The sequence below is a fragment of the Halomonas beimenensis genome (genome assembly GCF_002549795.1).
Taxonomy (GTDB): Bacteria; Pseudomonadota; Gammaproteobacteria; order Pseudomonadales; family Halomonadaceae; genus Halomonas; species Halomonas beimenensis.
Genome location: NZ_CP021435.1, coordinates 471918 through 493002, shown reverse-complemented (window position 1 = coordinate 493002; position 21085 = coordinate 471918). Strand labels below are relative to the sequence as shown.

At 70.1% G+C, this 21085-nt stretch carries 21 protein-coding genes and 1 pseudogene; 11 read left to right on the top strand and 11 right to left on the bottom strand.

Translation table 11 applies throughout. The annotated features are described in order from the left end of the window. Positions 1-16: 16 nt before the first annotated feature. From BEI_RS02390 to BEI_RS02370, 5 genes are all read right to left on the bottom strand, one after another. Positions 17-2146, bottom strand: coding sequence for a transglutaminase TgpA family protein (locus tag BEI_RS02390; protein ID WP_097788006.1), 2130 nt, complete (start codon positions 2144-2146; stop codon positions 17-19). A gap of 2 nt (positions 2147-2148) precedes the next feature. Beyond that, positions 2149-3090, bottom strand: coding sequence for a DUF58 domain-containing protein (locus BEI_RS02385; RefSeq protein ID WP_193765144.1), 942 nt, complete (start codon positions 3088-3090; stop codon positions 2149-2151). Then, positions 3087-4010 (bottom strand): AAA family ATPase, encoded by a 924-nt coding sequence (locus BEI_RS02380; RefSeq protein ID WP_097788005.1) that lies wholly within the window; start codon positions 4008-4010, stop codon positions 3087-3089. Before BEI_RS02380 ends, BEI_RS02385 begins: the two co-directional genes overlap by 4 nt. Beyond that, positions 4007-4555, bottom strand: coding sequence for an NUDIX hydrolase (locus tag BEI_RS02375; RefSeq protein WP_097788004.1), 549 nt, complete (start codon positions 4553-4555; stop codon positions 4007-4009). The genes BEI_RS02380 and BEI_RS02375 overlap by 4 nt, the downstream gene beginning before the upstream one ends. A gap of 63 nt (positions 4556-4618) precedes the next feature. Continuing rightward, positions 4619-5524, bottom strand: a complete 906-nt coding sequence (locus tag BEI_RS02370) for a LysR family transcriptional regulator (RefSeq protein WP_227644546.1) — start codon at positions 5522-5524, stop codon at positions 4619-4621. 117 nt (positions 5525-5641) lie between these two features. Here BEI_RS02370 and kynA point away from each other — a divergent pair, with 117 nt between their 5' ends. From kynA to BEI_RS02355, 3 genes are all read left to right on the top strand, one after another. Further along, positions 5642-6502: a tryptophan 2,3-dioxygenase gene (kynA, locus tag BEI_RS02365; RefSeq protein ID WP_097788002.1), complete on the top strand. Its 861-nt coding sequence runs from the start codon at positions 5642-5644 to the stop codon at positions 6500-6502. Positions 6503-6586: 84 nt separating this feature from the next. After that, positions 6587-8239: an acyl-CoA dehydrogenase family protein gene (locus tag BEI_RS02360; protein ID WP_097788001.1), complete on the top strand. Its 1653-nt coding sequence runs from the start codon at positions 6587-6589 to the stop codon at positions 8237-8239. Positions 8240-8329: 90 nt separating this feature from the next. Further along, the gene (locus BEI_RS02355) at positions 8330-8842 is read left to right on the top strand and encodes a copper chaperone PCu(A)C (protein WP_097788000.1); all 513 of its coding nucleotides are present in this window, start codon (positions 8330-8332) and stop codon (positions 8840-8842) included. A 34-nt stretch (positions 8843-8876) separates the two neighbouring features. Here BEI_RS02355 and BEI_RS02350 read toward each other — a convergent pair. The 6 genes and pseudogenes from BEI_RS02350 to BEI_RS02325 form a co-directional block, all read right to left on the bottom strand. Then, positions 8877-9281: pseudogene (locus BEI_RS02350) on the bottom strand (NTP transferase domain-containing protein); the annotation flags it as partial. A gap of 19 nt (positions 9282-9300) precedes the next feature. Next, on the bottom strand, positions 9301-10284 hold the full coding sequence (locus tag BEI_RS02345) for an XdhC family protein (RefSeq protein ID WP_097787999.1): 984 nt from the start codon (positions 10282-10284) through the stop codon (positions 9301-9303). Positions 10285-10286: 2 nt separating this feature from the next. Further along, entirely contained in the window at positions 10287-12632 is a 2346-nt protein-coding gene (locus tag BEI_RS02340) for a xanthine dehydrogenase family protein molybdopterin-binding subunit (RefSeq protein WP_097787998.1), read from the bottom strand. Then, entirely contained in the window at positions 12629-13096 is a 468-nt protein-coding gene (locus tag BEI_RS02335) for a (2Fe-2S)-binding protein (RefSeq protein WP_097787997.1), read from the bottom strand. The genes BEI_RS02340 and BEI_RS02335 overlap by 4 nt, the downstream gene beginning before the upstream one ends. Before the next feature lie 58 nt (positions 13097-13154). Beyond that, on the bottom strand, positions 13155-13946 hold the full coding sequence (locus tag BEI_RS02330) for a carboxymuconolactone decarboxylase family protein (protein ID WP_097787996.1): 792 nt from the start codon (positions 13944-13946) through the stop codon (positions 13155-13157). 138 nt (positions 13947-14084) lie between these two features. Beyond that, positions 14085-14978: a LysR family transcriptional regulator gene (locus tag BEI_RS02325; RefSeq protein ID WP_097787995.1), complete on the bottom strand. Its 894-nt coding sequence runs from the start codon at positions 14976-14978 to the stop codon at positions 14085-14087. Positions 14979-15075: 97 nt separating this feature from the next. Here BEI_RS02325 and BEI_RS02320 point away from each other — a divergent pair, with 97 nt between their 5' ends. From BEI_RS02320 to BEI_RS02285, 8 genes are all read left to right on the top strand, one after another. Beyond that, on the top strand, positions 15076-15729 hold the full coding sequence (locus BEI_RS02320; RefSeq protein WP_097787994.1) for an NADPH-dependent F420 reductase: 654 nt from the start codon (positions 15076-15078) through the stop codon (positions 15727-15729). 189 nt (positions 15730-15918) lie between these two features. Further along, the gene (locus tag BEI_RS02315; RefSeq protein WP_097787993.1) at positions 15919-16314 is read left to right on the top strand and encodes a (R)-mandelonitrile lyase; all 396 of its coding nucleotides are present in this window, start codon (positions 15919-15921) and stop codon (positions 16312-16314) included. Positions 16315-16329: 15 nt separating this feature from the next. Beyond that, positions 16330-17061 carry a RibD family protein gene (locus tag BEI_RS02310; RefSeq protein WP_097787992.1) on the top strand — a complete coding sequence of 244 codons (732 nt, stop codon included), beginning with the start codon at positions 16330-16332 and terminating at the stop codon, positions 17059-17061. A gap of 93 nt (positions 17062-17154) precedes the next feature. Beyond that, positions 17155-17625, top strand: a complete 471-nt coding sequence (locus tag BEI_RS02305) for a (R)-mandelonitrile lyase (protein ID WP_193765143.1) — start codon at positions 17155-17157, stop codon at positions 17623-17625. Positions 17626-17754: 129 nt separating this feature from the next. Beyond that, the gene (locus BEI_RS02300; RefSeq protein ID WP_097787991.1) at positions 17755-18516 is read left to right on the top strand and encodes an SDR family NAD(P)-dependent oxidoreductase; all 762 of its coding nucleotides are present in this window, start codon (positions 17755-17757) and stop codon (positions 18514-18516) included. 100 nt (positions 18517-18616) lie between these two features. Then, complete coding sequence (locus BEI_RS02295; RefSeq protein WP_097790971.1) at positions 18617-18976, top strand: cyclophilin-like fold protein; 360 nt, start codon at positions 18617-18619, stop codon at positions 18974-18976. A 72-nt stretch (positions 18977-19048) separates the two neighbouring features. Then, positions 19049-19795 (top strand): SDR family oxidoreductase, encoded by a 747-nt coding sequence (locus BEI_RS02290; RefSeq protein WP_097787990.1) that lies wholly within the window; start codon positions 19049-19051, stop codon positions 19793-19795. Between the two features lie 123 nt (positions 19796-19918). Beyond that, positions 19919-21034: an MBL fold metallo-hydrolase gene (locus BEI_RS02285; RefSeq protein WP_097787989.1), complete on the top strand. Its 1116-nt coding sequence runs from the start codon at positions 19919-19921 to the stop codon at positions 21032-21034. Positions 21035-21085 lie beyond the last annotated feature (51 nt).

Here is a 21085-nt window from a genome sequence, read left to right as displayed (position 1 = left end):
GGCGCGTGCTCGCAGTCTATTCCGTCACGATGCCACGCCGCGCCTCCCGGCGCCAGCCCCGGCGCGGCCAGCGCCGGCGTATCTCGCGCAGCCGCCTGGCCAGGATCCGCCGACGACGTCGCCGCTCCCCCGCGGGCAAGGGGGCGTAGAGCAACCCCTCGAGCTCGGCGGCCGCCGCCAGGAGGGCCGGGCCGGCGGGACCGGCCCGTGGCGCCAGACGGCGCAGGTGATGGGCGGGCGACTCCCCGGGGAGGCCCGGATGCCCGCGCCGGGCGAGCCAGGCCTGAAGGGCCCGGAGGCGCCGGGGCTGGTTCGGCGCCCAGGGGCGCCAGCGACACACGCCGGCCAGGCCGACCCAGCCTCCCCAGACGCCGAGCAGCCCGAGGGCGGCCAGCCCCATCATCCGCCAGGGCCCGAGGGCGATCAGGGCCGACACGCTCTCCTCCAGCGCCCCCAGCAGGCGAGCCACCAGACGATCCCGCGCCTCGCCCTGGTAGCCGATCACTCCCCGCTGCCACTCGTACTCGAGGCGTTCCCAGCTCAGGCGCAGCCGATTGGCCCAGTCGATCCCGCGCAGGCGAAGCGGCGAGAAGGGCGCATCCGCCAGGAAGGCCTCGCGCCCTTCGGCCACCGCGGCCGCGCCCCGTTCGATGCGCTCCGGGGCGATGGCCGCGGTGGGGTCGAGGCGACGCCAGGCGCCCCGCCGCCAGACCTCCACCCAGGCATGGGCATCGTAGTCGCGGATCGTGAGGTGGCCATCGGGATGGCGCTCGCCGCCCAGGAAGCCGGCGACGATGCGCGCCGGAATCCCCGCCATCCTGGCCATCACCGCGGTGGCCGAGGCGTAGTGGGTGCAGTAGCCGGCCCGCGTGCCGAACAGGAAGTCGTCGACCCGGTCCTGCCCGTCGAGCCGCGGCGGCGACAGGGTATAGCGATACGGAGCTTCGCCGAAACGCGCCAGCACGGCCTGCAGGTAGCGGTCCGGATCGCCGTCGCTCTGCCCCCAGAGGCGCCTGGCCAGGGCCCGGCTGCGGGGATTCGACCCGGCCGGCAGCAGGCTGTGCCAGCCCGGCCCGGCCGGGTCCTGATAGGTGGGTGGCGCCCCGCTGCTCGACAGCCGCAACAGGCCGCGCGAGCGCAGCGCCTCCCGGCCTTCCAGGGTCCCGTCGGCGAGGAAGCGCTGGGGGCTGGCCGCGCGGCGGGGAGTCCCCAGGCTGGGCCGCCAGGGCCGGCTGTCGGGCTCGAGCAGCAGCTCGTAGCGATACCGGGGCCGGCTCGTCACCTCGCCCCAGGCACTGAACCGCCCTTCCCGGACGAATCGCGACACCGGCAGCCCCAGGGTGGCCGACAGCTGAGGCGGCGTGACGCGTTGCCAGCGCACCCCGTCGAAGTGGGAGAGGGTATAGACCCGCCAGTAGCGCTCCCCGGGGGGCGGCACCTCGCCCCGGAAGGTCACCCGGAAGGCTCGGGCGTCGCTGCGCGACAACTCGGCGATGTCTCCCGGGGCGATGGTATCGCTGAGCCCCGTCGAGGCCCGTGTCATCTCGGGCATGTTCCACAGCGGCGGCAGGCGCGGGAAGACCAGGAACAGCGCCGCCATCAGCGGCGCCGAGAGGACGAGCATCCAGGCGGTCTCGCCCCAGGCCTGGCGTCGGTCCCGAGCCCCGGACAACCAGGCCAGCGACTGGACCTGCCAGGCCAGCACCACGAGCGCGGCCAGGGCCACGGGCACGCCCTGGTCATGCAGGAAGGCCACGCACAGGGCCACCAGGCCGATGACCACCACCACCCGGGCATCCCGTCGGTCATGGGTCTCGAGCAGCTTGAGCAGGTAGACGCCCAGCAGCAGGCCGATCAACGCCGCCATCTCGCCGAGGCCCCCGTATTCGGCCCATAGCGCCAGCACCAGGCCGCCCACCGCCGCCAGGCGCAGCCCGAGGCTGGCCCGGGGAAGGTCCCGGCGCAGCTGACGATAGCGATAGCCGGCGACGGCGACCGCCAGGCCCACGAACCAGGCCGGCATCCAGGCCAGGTGGAGGCCCAGCACCAGGCACTGGCCGACGAAGAGCCGGCGCAGCATGGCCCCGCTCAGGCGGCGGCCGTCCGCCAGCACCACGGGCGTGCCCACGGGCCCCGGTCGCCTCATGCTCACCGCCTCCGGCGCTCCGTCGGCCGGCAGCGCGCCAGGGCATCCAGGGCCGCACGGCGATGCGATTCGCCCTCGCCTGGGGCCAGCAGCTGGTCGGGGAGGCGCAGCCCGTAACGATCCCCGGCGCGATGGTGGGCCAGCACCCGGCCGCAGAGCACGGAGAGGCGCCGCTCGGGATCCCCCTGGCAGGCGTCGTAGTCGAGCCAGAGGTTCTCACGGGGCGGGGCCTCGAAGGCCTTGGTGGCCAGGGTGCCGGTACGACTCCACTGCTTCCAGGCCAGTCGGGCGGGACTGTCGCCGGGCGTGAAGCGGCGCAGCCCGGCGAAGTCGCCGCTGTCCAGGCCGGTACCGCCCGGCCGGTGATCCGCCGCCGGCTCGGCCACCGGGTGCGGCCAGACCAGCAGCGCGATGTCGTGGGACTGCCAGGCCAGGGCGCGCACCAGCCCCAACGGCCAGCGACTCTCGAGGCCCAGCGTGGGCACCGCCAGGACGCCCCTCGCCGGGGCCGGCAGGGGCAGCTCGGCCTCCCCCTGGCCGTCGCGCACGTCCAGCTGGACCGACCGCCCGCCGCAACGTACCCGAAGCGCCGTGCGAGGCCGCCGGGCGTGCGCCACCACGCCGAGGCGCGCCTCGCCGCCGGCGAAGATCTCCGCGGGCCGGCGCAGGGTCAGGCGCACACCCAGCAGGTTGCGCCAGGCGCGGAAGAGCCCCACCACCCCCAGGGCGAACAGCCAGAACGCCAGGGCATGCACCAGGCTGTTCTGGTAGTTGATCCCCAGCAGCAGCAGCAGCGGCACCAGGGCGGCCCAACCCAGCCCGAAGCGCGTGGGCAACAGGAAGAGACGCCGTTGAGGGAGCGCCTCGCCGAGCGGCGAGGCCAGGCGACGATACCAGCGCCGTCGCAGGCGCTCCCGCCAGGCCTCCGGCGCCGGCGCCTTCACAGCACCGCCACCCGGGTCAGCAGTCGTCGGGCGAGGGCCTCGCCTTCCTCGCGCCGGCCGCTGCTCAGGCGGTGGCCCGCCACCGGCTCCCACACCGCCTGGACATCCTCGGGGAGCACGTGGTCGCGCCCCTCGAGCAGTGCCCAGGCCCGGGCGGCCCGCAGCAGCGCCAGCACCCCGCGAGGCGAGAGCCCCCAGGCCTGATCGGGCTGCTCTCGGCTGGCCGCCGCCAGGGCCTGGACGTAATCGAGCAGGGCATCGGCCACATGCAGGGTCTCGCAGCGATCCTGCCAGTGACGCAGGGTCGTGGCGTCGAGCAGGGCCGGCAGCCGGGCGAGCATCTCCCGGCCCGCTCGGCCGCGCAGGATCTCCCGCTCGGCGCGGGGATCGGGGTAACCCAGGGACAGCCGCATCAGGAAGCGGTCGAGCTGGGACTCCGGCAGCGGGAAGGTGCCGGCCTGCTCCTGGGGGTTCTGGGTGGCGATGACGAAGAAGGGGTCCGGCAGCGCCCGGGTCTCCCCCTCCACGGTGACGCGCCCCTCCTCCATGGCCTCGAGCAGGGCGCTCTGGGTCTTGGGCGTGGCCCGGTTGATCTCGTCGGCCAGCACCAGGCCGTGGAAGATGGGGCCGGGATGGAAGTGGAAGCTGGCCTGGCGGGGATCGAAGACCGAGACGCCGAGGACGTCGGCGGGCAACAGGTCGCTGGTGAACTGCAGGCGCTGCATGTCCAGGCCGGTGACCCGGGCCAGCGCCTGGGCCAGGGTGGTCTTGCCCAGTCCGGGCAGGTCCTCGATCAGCAGGTGCCCCCGGGCCAGCAGGCAGCACAGGGCCAGCCGCACCTCCCGGGACTTGCCCAGCACCACCCCTTCCAGGGCGGCGAGCACCGCCGCCAGGTTCTCGCGCTCCACCGGCCGGTTCACGCCGCGGCCCCCAGCCAGCCGGCCCCCACCAGGGCCTCCACGGCCTGGCGGGTGTCCGGCGTGACGTCCTCGAGGGCGAGGGCCTTGCCGGGCGGACACCAGAAGGCCGCCGCCACTTCCTCCTCCTGCAGCCTCAAGGGGCCCTCGTAGTCGACCAGGTAGGCACTCCCGAAGATATGGTTGCCCCCCTGGGCATGCACGAACTCGAGGACATGGCGTAGTGGGACGCCCTCGATGCCCAGCTCCTCGGCCAGCTCGCGACGAGCGGCCAGGTGCACCGCCTCGCCGGCCCCCACCACCCCGCCGGCGGCGAGGTCCAGCCCACCGGGGAAGACTTCCTTGGTCAGGGTGCGCCGCTGCACGCAGATCTCGCCGGCGGGGTTGCGCACCACGATGTAGGTGGCGCGATGCCAGTAGCGGTAGCGGCGCATGGCGGCCCGGGGCGCGCTGCCGCAGGGTCGGTTGCGGGCATCCACCAGTTGGATGCTCTCGTCGGCGATCCGGGGGGTGGGCAACGGTGGGGGCGCCAGGGCGTCGTCGGTCATCGCGGCTCTCCGGGGAAATGCCTTCAGCCTACTCAGTCAGGCCCGGAGCGTCACGCGCCCGCCTTACAGCCGAGCCAGATCGGCCCCTTCCATGGCCGCGGCGAGCCGCGCCGCCGGGGAATCCGTCGGCTCGTCGCGACGCAGCACCGCCTGCCAGTCGATGGCCAGCCCCTGCTCGGTGACGCCGGCCGTGGCCAGCCCCCCCTGGGCCAGGTAGGGGGCCAGGGTCCAGCGGGGCATGATGGTGATGCCCTGGCCGGCCCTCACGAAGGCCACCACCGCCTCGGTGACCCCGGCCCGCAGCACCTCGGTGGGCAGCACCCGGTAGCGGGTGAAGACCTGCTCGTATTCGCGCCCTCCCGCCGGGGTGGTGTGGTAGGTGACGTAGGGCTCGGCGGCGATCTCCTGCGGCGTGAGCCAGGCCCGGCCGGCCAGGGGATGCCCTTCCGCCATCACCGCGCACATCTCGTCGGTGAACAGCGGCAGGGCCCGGAATCCCGGCCGGGTGACGGGCCCCGAGACGATCGAGAGGTCGATGAGGCCGTCGCGCAGCGCCACGAACGGGGACATGGAGACGTCGGGGATGATCTCGATGCCGATCTCCGGATGCTCGGTCCGGAACCCGGCCAGGAAGGCCGGCAGCCAGTGATAGCCGCCATAGGCCTCGTGCCCGAGGCGCACCACGTGCTCGATGCCCACCGAGAGCTTGTCGATGTCGTGCTCCGCCCGCTCGATCTCGCCCAGCACCACCCGGGCGGCATGCAACAGACGCTCGCCGGCGTTGGTGGGCACCAGCCGCTTTTGCCGGCGATGGAACAGGGGGGTGTTGAGCAGGCGCTCGGCCTCGCGGATGCGATGGCTCAGGGCCGACTGGGTCAGGCCGATCTGGCTGGCCGCCGCCGAGACATTCCCGGTCTCGGCGATGGCACTGACCATCTGAAGGTGGCGGAGGCTGACCCTGGGGCTCATGAGCTATGCAGAAAATTACTCAATACGAGAAATAATATGAAATATAAATCCTGCCGCTCCCTGAGTACAGTCAAGGACATGGCTTGAACCCCCGACTTTCACCAGGGAGCAGCGACGATGCACGACCAGCCATCAGGGCCGACCGATCACCGCCAGCAGGTGGACCTGGAAGGCGAGAACGTCCACTGGGACCAGGACATGAGCTACGGCCAGTACCTGGACCTGGAGAGGCTGCTGGACTGCCAGCATCCGGTGTCCGACCAGCACGACGAGATGCTGTTCATCGTGATCCACCAGGCCTCGGAGCTGTGGATGAAGCTCTGCCTGCACGAGGCCCACGGCGCCGCCGAGCAGATCCGCCGCGGCGAGCTGCGCCCGGCGTTCAAGATGCTGACGCGGGTCGCCCGGATCCAGGAGCAGCTCATCAAGGCCTGGGAGGTGCTGGTCACCATGACCCCCTCGGACTATACGAGCTTCCGCGACGAGCTGGGCCAGAGCTCGGGGTTCCAGTCCTACCAGTACCGCGAGCTGGAGTTCCTGCTGGGCAACAAGAATGCCCGCATGATCGAGGCCCACCGGGCGCACCCGAAGCACCATGCTCACCTGCAGGCGGTGCTGAAGGCACCGAGCCTCTACGACATCACCCTGCAGCTGCTCGCCCGGCGGGGCTTCGACATCCCGGCGGAGCTCGTGGAACGGGACTGGGCCGAGCCCTACACGGCCTCGCCCCGGGTCGAGGCCGCCTGGGCGGCGATCTACGGCGACACCACGGCCCACTGGGACCTCTACGAGCTCGCCGAGAAGCTGGTGGATCTGGAGTACAACTTCCAGAAGTGGCGCTTCAGCCACATGAAGACGGTGGAGCGCATCATCGGCTACCGGCGCGGTACCGGGGGCACCGCGGGGGTGAACTACCTGGTCAAGGCGCTGGACCTGCAGTTCTTCCCGGAGCTGTGGTCGGTGCGGACCTCGCTGTGATCGCCGCTCGAGACCGCCCGCGGCTTTTGACCGGTCCGTCCGCAGGCACCATGCTCAGGGCAGTCCCCGTGCCGGAGGCCCGCCATGCAGGACCATGCCCCCCGCGATCGCCTGGCCACCCATGAGGTGACCAACCAGCCCCCCGCCCCCGAGGATCGCGACCTCCTGGCCGACGACCTTCCCCTGCAGGAAGCCCTGCAGCGCGAGGCACCGGACTGGGTCGCCCGACGCCTGACGCCCCTGGGCCGGGAGGTCGGCAGTCGCCGGACCCAGGCCCTCGGCGAGGCCGCCAATCGCCACCCCCCGGAACTGCGCCTGTTCGATCGCCATGGCCGCCGCCTCGACGAGGTGGAGTATCATCCCGCCTATCACGAGCTCATGCACCTGGCCATGGATCATGGCTGGCATGCCGTGGCCTGGCAGGAGGAAGGCAGCGGCGGCCACCAGGCGCATGTGGCCGCCCTCTACCTGCTGACCCAGGCCGAGCCCGGCTTCTGCTGCCCGGTGACCATGACCCATGCGGCCATGCCGGCGCTTCGCGCCTCGCCGCGGGTACATGCCGAATGGTCGCCGGGTCTGCTGGCCTGGGACTACGATCCACGGGGCCTGCCGGCCCCGCGCAAGAGTGCCCTGACCTTCGGCATGGCGATGACCGAGAAGCAGGGCGGCAGCGACGTCCGCGCCAACACCACCCGCGCCGAGGCCGGCGAAGACGGCTGGCGCTTGACCGGCCACAAGTGGTTCTGCAGCGCGCCCATGTCGGACGCCTTCCTGACCCTGGCTCGGACCGACGAGGGCCTGGGGTGTTTCCTGGTGCCGCGCTTCGCCCCCGACGGCGGCCGCAACCCCATCGAGCTCCAGCGCCTCAAGGACAAGTGCGGCAACCGCGCCAATGCCTCGGCGGAGATCGAGTACCGGGGGGCCTGGGCGGAACCGGTGGGTGAGCCGGGACGCGGCGTGGCCACCATCCTGTCGATGGTCCAGCAGACCCGACTGGATGCCGCCACCGCGCCGGTGGGGATGATGCGTCAGGGGCTGATCGAGGCGTGGCGTCACGTGCAGGTCCGAAAGGCCTTCGGCCGGCGCCTGGCCGAGCAGCCCCTGATGCGGGTGTTGATCGCCGACCTGGCCCTGGAGGTGGAGGCCGGCGTCGCCCTGGTGATGCGCGCCGCCCGGGCCTTCGACGGGGCCGCCCGGGACGACGACCACGAGCGGGCCCTGGCCCGGCTGCTGCCGGCGCTGGCCAAGTACTGGCACAACAAGCGCGCGCCCGGCTTCCTGGCCGAGGCCATGGAATGCCTGGGCGGCATCGGCTACGTGGAGGAGACGCCGCTGGCCCGGCTCTACCGCGAGGCCCCGGTCAACTCCATCTGGGAAGGCTCGGGCAACGTCATCTGTCTGGACGTGCTGCGGGTGCTGGGACGCCACCCCGAGGCCCTGGAGGCCCTGAGGAAGGAGCTCGACGAGGCGAAGGGGGCCTCGCCGGTGCTCGACCGCGCCCTCGCCGAGCTGGAACGACAGCTCGGCGAACCGCCCGAGGCCCTCGAGCCCCGGGCTCGCTGGCTGACCCAGCGCCTGGCGCAGTGCCTGCAGGCGGCACTGCTGCTGCGCCAGGCCCCGCCCGAGGTCGGCCAGACCTTCTGTCGCACCCGGCTCGGCGAGACGCCCGCCCCGGTCTATGGCGTGCTGCCCGCCGACGCCCCGCTGGCGAGCCTGCTCGCCCGCCTGCCCGACTGAGCCTTGCGACATCGTGCCGCTTGCCTTGCCGTTCGCAGGGCTTAGGCTTGAGTGTCCCGAGCCCCGTCCCTGGCCGACAAGGATCCGACGATGACCCGACCGCTTCGCCGACTCGCCACCGCCCTGCTCGCCACCGCCCTGCTCGCCGCCGGCCTGCTGCCGGGCCTGGCCGCCGCCCACGAGCAGACCACCGACGACCTGCGCATCGCCCACCCCTTCGCCACGCCGACCCCGCCGGGGGCCGTGAGCGGCGGGGCCTATCTCGACCTCGAGGTCACCGGCGACACCCCGGCCGTGCTGGTCGGCGCCCATTCCCCGGCCAGCGAGGTGGTGGAGATCCATACCATGGAGATGGCCGACGGCACCATGCGCATGCGGCCGGTACCGCGGCTCGAGATCGCTCCCGGCGCCCCGATCCGGATGCGCCCCGGCGGCGGCTATCACCTGATGCTGATCGAGCTGACGGGGCCGCTCGCCGAGGGGGACAGCTTCCCGCTGACCCTGGAGTTCGCCGAGCGCGACGAGGTCGAGGTGGAGGTCTGGGTGCAGGACGCGGCGACCGGCAGCCAGGCCGCCGACGGCCACCACGGCGACATGCACTGAGGGCCGCTAGCTCCGACCAGAAATCCCGTCCGAAGAGCACCGGATGACCGGTTCGCCCGGCATGGCGGGGCCTCACGATGCGTGAAGACCTCGCCAGTCGCTGCAGCGCATGAAGGGTGTCGAGGCGCAGGTAGGGCATGTCGCCGAGCAGTATGGCTACGGCCGCGACGTCCGCCAGCGCCGTGTCGTTGTCGAGGACAGTGATCGCCTCGCCGAGGCTTGCTCCCAGTCCTCGGTCGGAGCGAGTGGCGCGAATCACGGGCGTGGCGTTGGAGAGGCCGAGATGGTTCACATCGTCCTCCTCGCGCAGGACGACCCGAAGCCGGGGAAAGGCCTCGCTCGCCCTGGCCACCGTGGTGGCCAACAAGGGTCTGCCCTCGGGCAGCCGGACGACGCGCTTGTCCTCTTGGCCGAAGCGACGCGACCGGCCCGCCGCCATGATCACTGCGACCAGACGGTCAGAGCGCATCCCGCGCCTTTCCTCGCTGCACACGCAGGATATCGGCCATGGCCGCAAGCGCGATCTCGGCGGGGGTCTTGCTGCCGAGTGCCAGGCCGATGGGCATGTGCAGGCGCTCGACCTCGTCCCGGCTCAGGCCGCCGGAGCGCTGCAGCCGCTCGGCGCGGGCCGCCGAGGTCCGCTGCGAGCCCATCACCCCGATGTAGAAGGCGGGCGTGCGCACTGCCTCGATCATCGCTAGGTCGTCGATGCGCGGGTCATGGGTCAGCGCCACCACGGCGGTGGCGGCATGGCAGGCCCCCGAGGCGATGAAGCGCGAGGGGAGGTCGGCGCGCCGCTCGATGCCCGGCACGTCGAGCGCGGCCAGCGCCTCCTCCCGCGGGTCGCAGACGATCACCTCGAATCCCAGGGTACGGGCGAAGTCGGCGCAGGCCGCCGAGACCGGTGAGGACCCGGCGATGATCAGCCGTGCGGCGGGCGTCAGGCGAATCTGCACCGCGTCGCGCGCGGTGTCCCGGACGACCCGTTCGCCCACGCCGGCGTCCTCCACGAAGTTGCGAGCCCCGCTATTGAGATCGACGCGGCGGGCCAGGGCGCGCTCGCCGGTGAGCGTGGCCAGCAGCACCTCCAGATGGTCCCGGGTGTCGGGCTCGGGGCGCAGGCGCCCGACCAGCACGTCGAGGACGCCGCCGCAGGGCAGGTGCACGCTCTCGACGCCGCCCTCGCCTTTGCCCCCGCCATAGCGCAGCGTGGAGACCGGTGCTGCGAACGCACCCCGGGCCAGGCGCTCCAGGAAATCCTCCTCGACGCAGCCGCCCGACAGCGAGCCGACGTGGCGACCGTCGTCGCACACCACCAGCATCGACCCCGGTGCGCGGGGCGAGGAGCCGAAGGTGGCGAGCACCGTGCACAGCCACAGGGTCTGCCCCTCGCGGACCCACGCCAGGGCGCGCTCGATCACCTGCCGGTCCAGATGCTGCACGGTCAGCCCGCCAACTGGTCGCCCACCGGCAGGCGGCGGATGCGCTTGCCGGAGGCGGCATGGATGGCGTTGCACAGCGCCGGTGCCACCGGCGGCAGCCCCGGCTCGCCGACGCCGCCCATGGCCACCTCGGGATCGTCGTTGATCAGGTGCACGCGGGTCACTCTGGGCGCGTTCGCCATGCGTGGGATCAGGTACTGGTGGAAGTTGTCCTGCTCGATGCGCCCGTCGCTGGCGGTGATCTCGCTTTGCAGGGCGATGCCGATCCCCATGATGCAGGAGCCCTCCATCTGCGCGCGGATGCGCTCGGGATTGACCTGCGGACCGCAGTCGAAGGCGATGTCGGCGCTGTGGATGGTCAGCTCGCCGCCATCACCGACCTCCACGTCGAACACCACGGCGGCGTAGGAGACGAAGCTGTGGTGCACGGCGAGGCCCAGGCCTCGGCCCACGGGGCGTTCGCGATCCCACTCGGCCGCCTCGGTGGCCGTCTCGATCACCTTGCGCAGGCGGCCGACGTCGATCGGGTAGCGCTCGGGGTTCTCGCCGTAGTTCCACGTCTCGCCGATCTCCCGCGGGTCGATCCGGCGCGCCGGCCCGAGCAGCTCGAGCAGGTAGTCGCGGTGGTCGCGCCCGGCGGCCTCGGCCAGTTCCGAGGCGAAGCTCTGGATGGCGAAGGCGTGGGGCAGGTTGAACACCGAGCGGAACCAGCCGATGCGCACGTGGGCCTCGGCCTCGGGGTTCTCCAGGCGGATGGCCGGGATATCGAAGGGCAGGGTGTTGAAGCCCATGCCGAGCTCGAACGCCTGCTTGTGCTCGGGGTCCTCGGCGAACAGCGAACCGATGCTCGGCGACAGGGTGCGGTGGCGCCAGCCGACCGCCTTGCCGTCGGCGTCCAGGCCATCCTCCAGGCGATCCAGCGACACCGCGTGGAAATAGGCGTGGTGAAGGTCGTCCTCGCGGGTCCACTGCAGCCGCACGGGGCGTCCCTCGAGCTCGGCGGCCAGGCTGGCGGCCTCGAAGATGTAGTCCGGCTTGGACTTGCGGCCGAAGCCCCCGCCCAGCAGGGTCACGTGGACGGTCACGTTCTCGGGCGACAGGCCGAGCCGGCTGGCGACGCCGTCACGCGCGGCCTGGGGGTTCTGCACCGGCGCCCAGATCTCGGCGCGGCCGTCGGCCACCTGGGCCAGGGCCACCGGCGGCTCCATGGGCGCCTGGGCCATGTGCGGCATGCTGTAGGTCGCCTCGAGACGCGTCTCGGCGTCCCCGAGGGCGGCCTCGATATCGCCGTGGTCGCGGATGACCTTGCCCGGCGAGCGCGAGGCCGCCTCGAGGGTCTCGTAATACGCCGCCGAGTCGTAGTCGGCGTTGTTGCCCGCGGGCTCGAGGTTCCACTCGAGCGTCAGGGCCTTGCGCCCCTCGATGGCCGCCCAGGTGTTGTCGGCCACCACCGCCACGCCGCCCAGCGGCTGGAAGCCGGCGGGCTGGCCGGTTCCCTCGATCGGCACCACGCGCCGCACGCCGGGCACCGCCAGGGCGGCGCTGTCGTCGACGCTGGCGAGTCTCGCGCCGTAGACGGGCGGCCGGGCGATCACCGCGAACAGCATGTCGTCTCGGCGGACGTCGGCGCCGTACACGGCGCGGCCCTGAACGATCTCCTCGCCATCGATGGCCAGCGGGCGGGTGACCGCGTCGCCGCGCCGCTCGCGGGTGGGGCCGGTCGGCTGGCCGATGTAGCGCCATTCGTCGCGGGACTTGAGGCGCAGGGTGTCGCGTGCCGGCACCGGCAGCTGACTCGCCGCGGCGGCGAGTTCGCCGAAGCCGAGTTCCCGGCCGCTGGGCGCATGGACGACCACCTGGACGCCGGCGCGGCACTCGCCGACCGGCACGCCCCACTGGTCGGCGGCCGCCTGCTCGAGCATGGTGCGCGCCGACGCCGCGGCACGGCGCATGGGATCGAACCAGTGGCGCATGCTGCGCGAGCCGTCGGTGTTCTGGTTGCCGTACGTCTCCTCGTCGCCCGGCGCCTGCTCGACGCGGACGCGCTCCCAGTCGGCGCCCAGCTCGTCGGCGGCCACCATCACCAGGCTGGTGCGGATGCCCTGGCCCATCTCGGCGCGATGGTTGACCACGGTGATCGTGCCGTCCGGGGCGATGTGGATGAAGACGTTGGGGTCGTCCACCCAGCCGTGGGGCATGGCGTCGGCGCCATACTGTTGTTCCTCCTCCTGGGCCAGGGACAGGTCCCAGCGCGCGGCGAGCACCAGCGCCCCGGTGGCCGCCAGCCCCTTGAGCACGTGGCGGCGGCTGACGTTGGCCAGCAGCAGCGTGTCGCGAGTCGAGCTCATGCCTGTTCCTCCTCGTGGCCGGCAGCGCGGTGGATCGCCTGCTGGATGCGCTGATAGGTGCCGCAGCGGCAGAGATTGCCGCTCATGCCCTCGACGATCTGCTCGTCGCTGGGGTCCGGCGTCTTCTTGAGCAGCGCGGTGGCACTCATGATCTGGCCGCTCTGGCAGTAGCCGCACTGCGCCACGCCCAGATCCAGCCAGGCCTGCTGGACCCGCTGGCCGGTGGCGTCCTCGGCCAGCGCCTCGATGGTGGTGATATCGCGCCCCTGGGCGGCGGAGATCGGGGTGATGCAGGAACGCGTGGCCTGGCCATCCAGATGCACCGTGCAGGCGCCGCACAGGCCCATGCCACAGCCGAACTTGGTGCCGGGCAGGTTGACCACATCGCGCAGCGCCCAGAGCAGCGGCATCCGCTCCGGCACGTTTACGTCATGCTGTTGGCCGTTGATCGTCAGGGTGGGCATCACTCTCTCCTGGAGCTGTCTTGTCGGTTCAGAGGGGGCACGACCGGCGGGTCGAGCGTCACTCGGCGCGTGACTCGAAGATCTCCTTGGCGACTGGCAGGGTCGAGAAGACGTTGGGCCAGCCGGCGTAGAACGCCAGCTGGGTCAGCAGCTCCGAGGCCTCGCCGCGGGTCAGGCCGTTGTCCATGGCGCGGTTGAGGTGGAAGCCGACCTGCTCGGTCTTGCCGGCGGCGATCAGGGCGCTGACCGTGACCAGGCTGCGGTCTCGCGGGCTCAGGGCCGGGCGCAGCCAGAGGTCACGGAAGAGCACGTCGGTGGTGTAATGGAGCACCCCATCGGAGGAGCCGCCGTAGGTGGCCTCGACGCTTGCCTCTCGAGCCTCTTCGGCCTCCATGTCGAGCGGCAGCAGCTCGGGGTCGGCGTCGGGCAGCTGGTCAGCGCCGATGCCGCGGTCGGCAAAGACGTCCTGGACGACGGTGACCGCCGACATGGCATTGCCCCAGCCGGTGTAGAAGGCCAGCTGGGTGATGGTCTCGGAGATCACCGCCGGCTCGACACCGTTGTCGAGCGCCCGCTCGACTTGGATCCGGATCTCGACCCGATGATTACGCGCGATCACGGCCGCCAGGGTGGCGACGCTGCGATCCCGGGCCGAGAGCCCCTCGCGGCCCCATACCTCATCCAACAGCAGATCCTCGTGGTACTCCGCCAGGGCGGGAGAGACGGCGGCGATGTCCTGGTTGCTGGGCACCTCCGAGGAGGGGTCGGCGGTAGGGTCTTTCGCCAGGGCGGGCAGGACCGCCGCCGTCGACATGGCGAGTGTCAGCAATGAAGCGGATGCGAGTTTCATCGTCGTCTCCTGGTCATGAGGGTGCTCGGTCGTCGAGGCGATGCGGGCCGAGCCGCCTTACACGGTGGCAAGGGGGGTGTCAGGGAACAAGCCTGCTGACCAGGATACTGTTATGAAGGAGATTCATGAGTGACGGCGTCAGGAGCGATGCTTCAAGGCGTCCACGATGACACCGAAGGCCAGGGAGGACTGCCGGCGGTGGGGGTAGTAGAGGAAGTAGCCGGAGAAAGGCGGGCTCCATTCATCCAAGACCGATACCAGCTCGCCGGCCTTGATGTGGGCCCGCACCAGGTCTTCCGGCACATAGCCGAGTCCGTATCCCGAGAGGGCGGCACGTACCACCGGATAGATGGTGTTGAACGTGAACTGGCCGTCCACCCGCACCTTCAGCTCACGCCCCTCCTTCTCGAATTCCCAGGCATACAGGCCGCCATGTGTGGGCAGGCGCAGGTTGATGCAGTCGTGGTCGGTCAGGTCCTGCGGCACCCGGGGCCTCTCCCGGTCCTTGAAGTAGGCAGGCGACCCGACCACCTGCATGCGGAAATCCGGGCCGACGCGGACGGCGATCATGCCCTCGGAGACCTGCTCGCCCAGTCGTACGCCGGCGTCGAACTTCTCGGCCACGATGTCGGTCAGGCTGTAGTCGGTGACGACCTCCACCTTGAGGTTCGGGTATTCCTTCAGCACTGGCGCGAGCTTCGGCCAGATCACGGCGTCGGCGGCGTGATCGGTGGCCGTGATGCGGATCGTTCCGGCAGGCCGGTCGCGCATCTCGACCAGTGCCTCGAGTTCCTCCTCGATCTGCGAGAAGTGCGGCGCGATCCGCTCGAGGACGCGCTCCCCTTCCGACGTCGGCGTCACCTTGCGAGTGGTGCGCGTCAGCAGGCGAACGCCGAGCCGGCTCTCGAGCCCTCGCACGGCGTGACTCAACGCCGATTGCGAGACGCCGATCTGCGCCGCGGCGCGGGTAAAGCTGCCGACCCGGGCGACGACGACGAAGGACATCAGGTCGGTGACGTTCTCCCTCAGCATTGATGAGCCCCTCTCATAATTGTTTTGCGATTGTAGCAGCTTATCAGCCACGACCAGGGTGCTACCGTCAGGTGAAGCATCTTGATGGGAGACCTTCATGAAGATCGGGGTACTCGGCACCGGCCTGATGGGAGCCAAGCTCGGAACCCTCTGGGCCTGGGCCGGCCACGACGTGACGTTCAGCTACTCGCGCCGCCCTGAGAGGCTGGAGCGCCTCGCTCGGGACGCAGGGGCAAGGGCGGGCACACCCGCCGAGGCCATCGATGGGGCCGACGCCGTGCTGCTGGCCGTGCACTGGTCAAGGATCGACGACGTGCTGGGACAGGCTGGCAACTTGGCGGGCCGGGTCGTGGTGAACTGCTGTGTGCCCCTCGATCTCGACAACCGCGACCTGGTGCTGGGCACCACCACCTCCGGGGCGGAGGTCCTTGCCCGGCGGCTGCCCCGGGCGCGACTCGTCTCGGCCTTCAATAGCTGTCCCAGCGAAGCCCTGTTCGAGGTCTTTGCCGCGCGGGAAGCCGCCTCGCCGCGACCACATCTGCTCTACTACGGCGACGATGCCGAGGCGAAGTCGGTGGCCCGCCGGCTGATCCGAGACGTCGGCTATGAGCCCCTCGACGCCGGTCCGCTGCGTACGGCCCGTTTCGTCGAGCCTTTCGCTATGGTGACCGCCGAACTCGCCTACGAGCAGCCCGGGGGACCGGCCCTCGTCTATCGCTTCGAACGGCTTGGGGGGACTGCGGATTCATGATCCGTGTTCATAACTTCTAGCAACCTACCCCCGTTTTTCGATAAGCGGCCCCCTACTACCTTGCTAGGTACGCAATCTTTCCAGACACCCCGTCTTTTCCGGATCCGTTCCGTGCCGCTACCCCGGGCTTCCAGAGTCTTGATCGGTAGCGCGTGGCGAGCCGGTATCCCATTGCGAGAGGAGTTCACCATGAAGATTACCCGCGCAGGCAGCCAAGCGTCTCAACCGGGGCCGGAGGAGTACTTCACCGGCACCGTGCGAATCGATCCGTTGTTTTCGGCCGAGACGCCCGGGACCGCCTCCGGCGCCGCCGTGACCTTCGAGCCGGGGGCGCGCACCGCCTGGCACACGCATCCCGCCGGTCAGACCCTGATCGTGACCCATGGGGTGGGACGTGTGCAGCGCGAAGGCGGCCCGGTCGAGGAGATTCGCCCCGGGGACGTGATCTGGTTCGCCGCGGAGGAGCGGCATTGGCACGGGGCGGCACCGGAGGTCGCCATGACGCACATCGCCATTCAGGAAGCCGTCGACGGCTCGGTGGTGACCTGGCAGGAGAAGGTCAGCGACCGGGACTATGCCGGCTGACCCAGGAGAGACGACATGCGCCCCAGCATCACCTGCCACATGATCACCTCCCTCGACGGTCGTCTCCATCCACAGCGCTGGGGCGGCCCGGCGGACGGCCGGATCGACCAGCTCGTGGCGCGCCACTACGAGGCGGCGGCGAGCCGGCTGAAGGCCGATGGCTGGATCGTCGGGCGCCGGACCATGGCGGAATTCGTCGCCGAGCACTCCGAGCACGCCGAGGCGGAACGGCTAGAGGCGCCGCGCTCGCGCCCCCCGCACCTGGCGGCGCGCGCCGGCCGTGATCTCTGCGTGGCGATCGATCCCGGCGGCCGACTGCGTTTCGAGGCCGATCACGTCGAGGGTGACCACGTGGTGGTGATCCTCTCGGAGCGGGTCGCGGAGCAACGGCTCACCCGGCTGCGCGAGGCCGGCGTGACTTATCTCTTCGCCGGGCCAGACGGCGATGACCTCGCCCCGGCGCTGGCCACGCTCGGCGAGGCCTTCGGCGTCGAGCACCTGCTGCTCGAAGGCGGCGGGGTCACCAACGGCGCCTTCCTGGCGGCGGGGCTCATTGATGCGCTGAGCATCCTGATCTGCCCGGCCCTGGATGGCCTCGACGGCGAGCCCTCCATCTTCGACCACCCGGGCCCGCCGGGCAGCCGCCCTGCGGCGGGACAGCACCTTCGCCTGCGCGCCTGCGAGACCCTGCCCGGCGGCGTGGTCTGGCTGCGCCATGACATCGAACGAGAGGCCCCCTCGGCGTAGTCCCTACCGGGACTTCGCCGCGCCTCGGCTATCCCACCCACCGATTCCGGCAGCCCCGAGGCTTGCCGCTTACCCCACTCGTGGAGAGTTCACATGATCCGATTCAGCGCTATCGCCCTGACCGCTGCCCTGGTGTCGACCGGCGCCGTCGCCCAGAGCATGGAGGTCATCAAGAACGGCACTCGTGAGGGCTTCATGGGCCCCGACGACAAGTTCACCGGCACCGCCTATATCGAGCCGGTCTTTTCCAACGAGGCGCCGTTTGTCGTCAACGGCGGCAAGGTGACCTTCCTGCCGGGGGCGCGCTCCAACTGGCACACCCATCCCGCAGGGCAGGTACTGGTGGTGACCGACGGCGCCGGCTGGGTGCAGGAAGAGGGCGAGGAGAAGCGGCTCATGGAGCCGGGCGACGTGGTGTGGTGCCCGCCGGAGGTCAAGCACTGGCACGGCGCCACCGAGACCACCGCGGTCACCCACATGGCGATCCAGCAGTTCAAGGACGGCGAGAACGTCGTCTGGATGGAACCGGTCACCGACGAGCAGTACGCCGGCGACACGCCGTGATCGCGCTGGCCGTGGCCATCGCTCGTGATTGATGAGCCGCAATCATGAGTGCTTGCAAATTGTCCGGGCTAATTGTGCTGGCCAACCCGGCGTACCATCCTCTCCATCACTTACTTCGGGAGAGCACGCATGAGTCATGATTTCACGGGCAAGGTCGCACTGGTCACCGGCGCCGCGTCCGGCATGGGGCTGGCCACGGCCAGGGCCTTTGCCGAGGCCGGCGCGATGGTGGCGCTCGCCGACGTGAATGGCGATGCCGTTCGGGCCGCCGCCGACGAGCTGGCCGCCAACGGCGCCCAGACCTTGGCCATCACCTGCGACGTGACCGACGAGGCCTCGGTGAAGGCCATGGTCGAGCAGACGGTCGAGGCCTTCGGCGCGCTGGATGCCGCCTTCAACAACGCCGGCGTGCAGTCGATCGCCACCGAGACTGCGGAGCTCGAGAGCGAGGAGTTCGATCGCGTCAACGGCATCAACCTGCGCGGCGTGTGGCTGTGTATGAAGTACGAGCTGCGCCAGATGCGCGAGCAGGGCAGCGGTGCCATCGTCAACTGCTCCTCGCTCGGCGGCTTCGTCGGCGTGCCGGGCCGCGGCGCCTACCATGCCGCCAAGCATGGCGTGAACGGCCTGACCAAGACCGCTGCCCTCGAGTACGCCGCCCAGGGCATCCGCATCAACGCCGTCTGCCCCGGCATCATCGATACGCCGATGGTCGCCGGCATGAAGGAGCAGGAGACCGAGGCCATGGATATCCTGATGGAGCAGGTCCCGGCCCGTCGCCTGGGGACCGCCGAGGAGATCGCCGACCCGGTGCTGTGGCTGTGCGGCCCCGGCTCGACCTTCGTGATGGGCCACGCCCTGGCCGTCGACGGCGGCTACACGGTGCGCTGATCCCATGCGTCGCCAGGCCCTCAAGGCCGCCATGGCGGTCTTCACCCTCGCGTACGCGGCGGCAGCCTTGGCCGACGGCGCCCCGTCAACGGAGATTCCCATGAAGATACAGATCGTCCTGGAAGGCCAGACGCTCGCGGCGACCCTCGAGGATACCCCGGCCGCCCGCGCCTTCGCGGACATGCTGCCGCTGGCGCTCGACCTCGCGGACTATCACGGCATCGAGAAGATCGCCGACCTGCCGGCCGCGCTGCCGACCGACGACGCGCCGGCAGGCATCGACCCCGAGGTCGGCGACATCACCCTCTACGCCCCCTGGGGCAACCTGGCGATCTTCTATCGCGACTTCGGCTATGCGCGGGGCCTGGTTCGCCTGGGGAGGATCGACGGCAGCACGGCGGCGCTGGAAGCCAAGGGCCCGCTGCCGGCCCGGATCGAACGCATGGACGCCGCGCAGTGACCCCGACGAGCGTCGGGCGACCCTTCAACACTGAACAAGCAACATTCAACAGAACACACAGAGGCAAATGACATGATCGACAACGTCAAAGGCAAGGTAATCGTCATCACGGGCGCCAGCAGCGGCAACGGCGAGGCGGCGGCGCGCCACCTTGCCGAGCGGAGCGCCGTCGTTGTCCTAGGCGCACGCCGCCAGGAGCGCATCGATGCGCTGGCCAAGGAGCTCACCGAGGCAGGCCACCAGGCCCTGGCGATGGCCACCGACGTCACCGACAAGGCGCAGGTGACGCGGCTGGTCGATGTCGCGGTCGAGCACTTCGGCAAGGTGGACGTGCTGATCAACAACGCCGGCCTGATGCCGCTCGCCCCCCTCGAGGCGCTCAAAGTCGACGAGTGGGACCAGATGATCGACGTCAACCTGAAGGGCACGCTGTACGGCATCGCCGCGGCGCTGCCCCACATGCAGCGGCAGAAGTCCGGGCACATCATCAACGTGTCGTCGGTCTACGGCCACAAGATGGGTCCCGACGCGACCGTCTACTGCGCGACCAAGTTCGGCGTGCGTGCGATCTCCGAGGGGCTGCGCCAGGAGGTGAAGCCCTACAACATCCGCACCACCGTGATCTCGCCCGGGGCCGTGGCCACGGAACTGCTCGAGCATATCAGCGACCAGGAAATCCAGACGCAGACCAAGGAGTTCGTCAGCCAGATCGCGATTCCGGCGGACAGCTTCGCGCGCATGGTCGCCTTCGCGATCAACGAGCCCGAAGATGTCGACGTCAACGAGATCCTGTTCCGTCCCACCGCTCAGCCGATCTGATCCTGCATCGGCCAGTTTGAACAGCGAAAGCTTGTTAACCGGCGGCCAGGGCTGCGGGACATTCCCGCAGCCCTGATTGCATCCGCTGTTTCGCCGGAGCGTTGCCCATCAGGAAATGTCGAAATGAAAAAGAAGTTCAGGAAGATGGTAACGGTGATCGGCACTCTCGCCGGTGTAATGCTGCTGGGAGGGTGGGCCTATCTTCAGCATCCCAAGTTCGGCGATCTTCCCGAGGGCGAGGCTCACGCCTCGCTTGTGCGCTCTCCCAACCACGTGGATGGCGCCTTCCGCAACCTGGTGGAGACCCCGATGTTCACCGAGGATCGCAGCTTCCTGTCGGTGCTCGTCGAGAACCTTCGTTCGAGTCGTGAAGGGCTGCGGCCGCAGGACGACATTCCCTCGGTAAAAACGGACTTGCACGCTCTGAATGTCGATGAGGATCTGGTGGTCTGGCTGGGCCACTCCTCCTACTACGTGCAGTTGGGTGGTAAGCGGATCCTGATCGACCCGGTATTCAGCGTGGATGCCGCGCCCGTTCCTTTCGCCAATCGCGCCTTTGCCGGCACCAATCCCTACAGCGCCGAGGAAATGCCGTCCATCGACTACCTGCTGATTACCCATGATCACTGGGATCACCTGGACTATCCCAGCATCACGGCGCTGGAATCCAAGGTCGGTAAAGTGGTGACGGGCCTGGGAGTAGGTGCCTATTTCGAGCAGTGGGGGTATGACCCCGAGAACGTCCACCAGCACGACTGGAACGACACCCTGGAACTGGACGACGAGCTGACGTTGCATGTCTTGGCCGCGCGGCATTACTCAGGGCGCATGCTGCAGCGCAATCAGACCCTGTGGGTCGGCTTCGCTCTGGAAACCCCCGAGCGACGGCTCCTATTTAGTGGTGATAGCGGTTATGGGCCCCACTTTGCCGAGATCGGGCAACGCTTCGACGGCTTCGATCTGGTGGCATTGGACCATGGCCAGTACGATTCGCGCTGGGCCTATATCCACATGACGCCGGAGGAGGCCGCGCAAGCGGCGGAAGAGCTCGGGGCCGCGGCGCTGCTGCCCGCCCATGTTGGCAAGTTCGCGCTCGCCCGGCACACCTGGCAGGAACCCTTCGAGCGCATTGCGACGGCCAGCCAAGGACGTGAGTATCGACTGGTCACTCCGCTCATCGGCGAGCCGTTGCAGCTAGCGGGCGATGCCTTGCCGGTTGTTTCCCATTGGTGGGAATAGCCACTGAGGCGGCTTTGTGTAACCGCGCGCCGAACTTGGCACAGCCGCTGT

Coding starts and splice junctions, on each gene's coding strand:
- BEI_RS02390 (WP_097788006.1), bottom strand. CDS start 2,146: ATGAGGCGACCGGGGCCCGTGGGCACGCCCGTGGTGCTGGCGGACGGC.
- BEI_RS02375 (WP_097788004.1), bottom strand. CDS start 4,555: ATGACCGACGACGCCCTGGCGCCCCCACCGTTGCCCACCCCCCGGATC.
- BEI_RS02370 (WP_227644546.1), bottom strand. CDS start 5,524: ATGAGCCCCAGGGTCAGCCTCCGCCACCTTCAGATGGTCAGTGCCATC.
- kynA (WP_097788002.1), top strand. CDS start 5,642: ATGCACGACCAGCCATCAGGGCCGACCGATCACCGCCAGCAGGTGGAC.
- BEI_RS02360 (WP_097788001.1), top strand. CDS start 6,587: ATGCAGGACCATGCCCCCCGCGATCGCCTGGCCACCCATGAGGTGACC.
- BEI_RS02355 (WP_097788000.1), top strand. CDS start 8,330: ATGACCCGACCGCTTCGCCGACTCGCCACCGCCCTGCTCGCCACCGCC.
- BEI_RS02340 (WP_097787998.1), bottom strand. CDS start 12,632: ATGAGCTCGACTCGCGACACGCTGCTGCTGGCCAACGTCAGCCGCCGC.
- BEI_RS02335 (WP_097787997.1), bottom strand. CDS start 13,096: ATGCCCACCCTGACGATCAACGGCCAACAGCATGACGTAAACGTGCCG.
- BEI_RS02330 (WP_097787996.1), bottom strand. CDS start 13,946: ATGAAACTCGCATCCGCTTCATTGCTGACACTCGCCATGTCGACGGCG.
- BEI_RS02325 (WP_097787995.1), bottom strand. CDS start 14,978: ATGCTGAGGGAGAACGTCACCGACCTGATGTCCTTCGTCGTCGTCGCC.
- BEI_RS02320 (WP_097787994.1), top strand. CDS start 15,076: ATGAAGATCGGGGTACTCGGCACCGGCCTGATGGGAGCCAAGCTCGGA.
- BEI_RS02315 (WP_097787993.1), top strand. CDS start 15,919: ATGAAGATTACCCGCGCAGGCAGCCAAGCGTCTCAACCGGGGCCGGAG.
- BEI_RS02310 (WP_097787992.1), top strand. CDS start 16,330: ATGCGCCCCAGCATCACCTGCCACATGATCACCTCCCTCGACGGTCGT.
- BEI_RS02305 (WP_193765143.1), top strand. CDS start 17,155: ATGATCCGATTCAGCGCTATCGCCCTGACCGCTGCCCTGGTGTCGACC.
- BEI_RS02300 (WP_097787991.1), top strand. CDS start 17,755: ATGAGTCATGATTTCACGGGCAAGGTCGCACTGGTCACCGGCGCCGCG.
- BEI_RS02295 (WP_097790971.1), top strand. CDS start 18,617: ATGAAGATACAGATCGTCCTGGAAGGCCAGACGCTCGCGGCGACCCTC.
- BEI_RS02290 (WP_097787990.1), top strand. CDS start 19,049: ATGATCGACAACGTCAAAGGCAAGGTAATCGTCATCACGGGCGCCAGC.
- BEI_RS02285 (WP_097787989.1), top strand. CDS start 19,919: ATGAAAAAGAAGTTCAGGAAGATGGTAACGGTGATCGGCACTCTCGCC.